A 1,802-nucleotide genomic window follows, 5' to 3' on the forward strand; every position below is an offset into this window, starting at 1 on the left:
CCGCTGGCGTACAAGGACCTGATCGACGTGCGCGGGATGCCCACGCGATTCGGCTCCGCCCTGCTGGCCGACGCGCCGCCGGCCGCGCAGGACGACCCGCTCGCGCTCCGCCTGCGCGGGGCCGGCACCGTCACCCTCGGCAAGACGACCGTGCCCGAGTTCGGCCTGGACTCCTACTCGGAGAACCTCGTGACGGCGCCGGCCCGCAACCCCCTGGACCCCACCCGCACCGCGGGCGGCTCCTCGGGCGGGGCCGCGGCCGCCGTCGCCGCGGGGATCCTCCCGTTCGCCCCGGGCTCGGACGGGGGCGGGTCCATCCGCATCCCCGCCGCGGCGTGCGGGCTCGTGGGCCTCAAGCCCGGTCGCGGGGAGCTGCCGATGGACGAGCACACGGACACGGTCCGCAATCTCACGGTGTCGGGCCCGCTCGCCCACACGGTCGAGGACGCCGCCCTGCTCTACGACGTGCTGCTCTCCCCCGAGGGCCTGCCCGGCCGGGTGCTGCCGGACCTGCGCCGCACCGTGGAGACCGCCCGGGCCGGGGGCGCCGTCGACGCCCGCCGGATCGGCGTCACCACGGCCTCGCCCTTCGCCTCCGACCTCGAGATCTCCCTGGCCCGGCCCGCCGTCACCGCCCTGACGAAGGCCGCCGCCGCCCTGGACGCGGGCGGCCACGCGGTCGAGGACCTCTCCCCCTACTACGGCGAGGACTACCACCGGGACTTCCGCACGGTGTGGACCGCCGGGCTGCTCCGGGCGCCGCTGCCGGAGGACGCCGAGGCGCACGTGGGCGCGGTGGCCGCGCACTTCCTGCGCACCGCCCGGGCCGCGGGGCGCGAAGAGATCAACGACGCCGCCCACCGGCTCGAGGAGTGGGCGCGCGGGGTGCGGGCGCAGTTCGCCGCCGTCGACGTGGTGATGACCCCGGTGCTGGCCACCGCGCCCCCGCCGGTCGGCCACTTCCTGGCGATGGAGCCCGAGGCGAACTACGAGGCGCAGTGCGCGTTCACGCCCTACACCTCGATGGTCAACGTGCTCGGCCTGCCCGCGGTCGCGGTGCCCGTGCTCCGGGACGAGCGGGGCCTGAACTGGTCCGTCCAGCTCATCGGCCGGCCCGGCACGTCCGCGCCCCTGCTCGCCCTGGCCGCGCATCTCGAGCTGCTGCTGGCCGGCTGAGCCGGCCGGTCAGGTCGAGGTGTAGTCGCCCAGGGACATGCCGGCGATCACCAGGATCACAAGGAACACGACGGCGAGCAGCAGCAGGGCGAGGGACACGTAGTTCATCACGAGGCCGGCGATCGCCATGCCGCGGCCGTGGGGCTCGCGCTTGAGGCCGATGTGGCCGAGGACCACGCCCACGATCGGCGGGAGGAGGAACGTGAACCCGCCCACCACGGAGATGATGCCGAGGATCATGGACGCCACCGAGCGGCCGATGCCCTCGGTCTGGCCGGGCTGCAGCGGGGCTCCGAAGCCGTGGCCGGGCGTGCCCTGCCCGTAGCCGTAGGCGGGGACGGTATTCGCGTCCTGGCCTTAGCCGTACGGCTGGTCGTAGGCGGGGCGGGTCTGCTCCTCCTGCTCGGCGTACGAGGGTGCCTGGTCCCAGGCGGCGCGGTCGGCGTCGCCGGTCGGGGCGTCGGGCCAGCCGGCGGCGGAGGAGCCGGTGCCGGAGGAGCCCGCACCGGCCTCGGACCCGTACCAGCTCGGCCGGGCGGCCTCGCGGCGCGGGTCGTGGGAGGCGTGGGGGTCGGTCATGACGGTCCTTCCGGTTCGGGGCGTCGCGGTCCGGTGCCGAGTCTAGG

At 75.7% G+C, this 1,802-nt stretch carries 3 protein-coding genes; 1 reads left to right on the plus strand and 2 read right to left on the minus strand.

The annotated features are described in order from the left end of the window. On the plus strand, positions 1–1,176 hold a 1,176-nt coding region (locus tag QL983_RS11120), incomplete at its 5' end, for an amidase (RefSeq protein WP_290153021.1). A gap of 9 nt (positions 1,177–1,185) precedes the next feature. On the opposite strand, the gene QL983_RS11125 is transcribed toward QL983_RS11120, so the two are convergent. Together QL983_RS11125 and QL983_RS11130 are read right to left on the minus strand one after the other, a co-directional pair. Further along, a complete protein-coding gene (locus QL983_RS11125; RefSeq protein ID WP_290153023.1) occupies positions 1,186–1,416 on the minus strand; it encodes a DUF4190 domain-containing protein in 231 nt (76 codons plus the stop codon). 117 nt (positions 1,417–1,533) lie between these two features. Next, positions 1,534–1,755, minus strand: coding sequence for a hypothetical protein (locus tag QL983_RS11130; protein ID WP_290153025.1), 222 nt, complete (start codon positions 1,753–1,755; stop codon positions 1,534–1,536). Between the last annotated feature and the right edge of the window lie 47 nt (positions 1,756–1,802).

This window comes from Micrococcus sp. APC 4021 (assembly GCF_030407635.1).
In the GTDB taxonomy this organism is placed as follows: Bacteria; Actinomycetota; Actinomycetes; order Actinomycetales; family Micrococcaceae; genus Micrococcus; species Micrococcus luteus.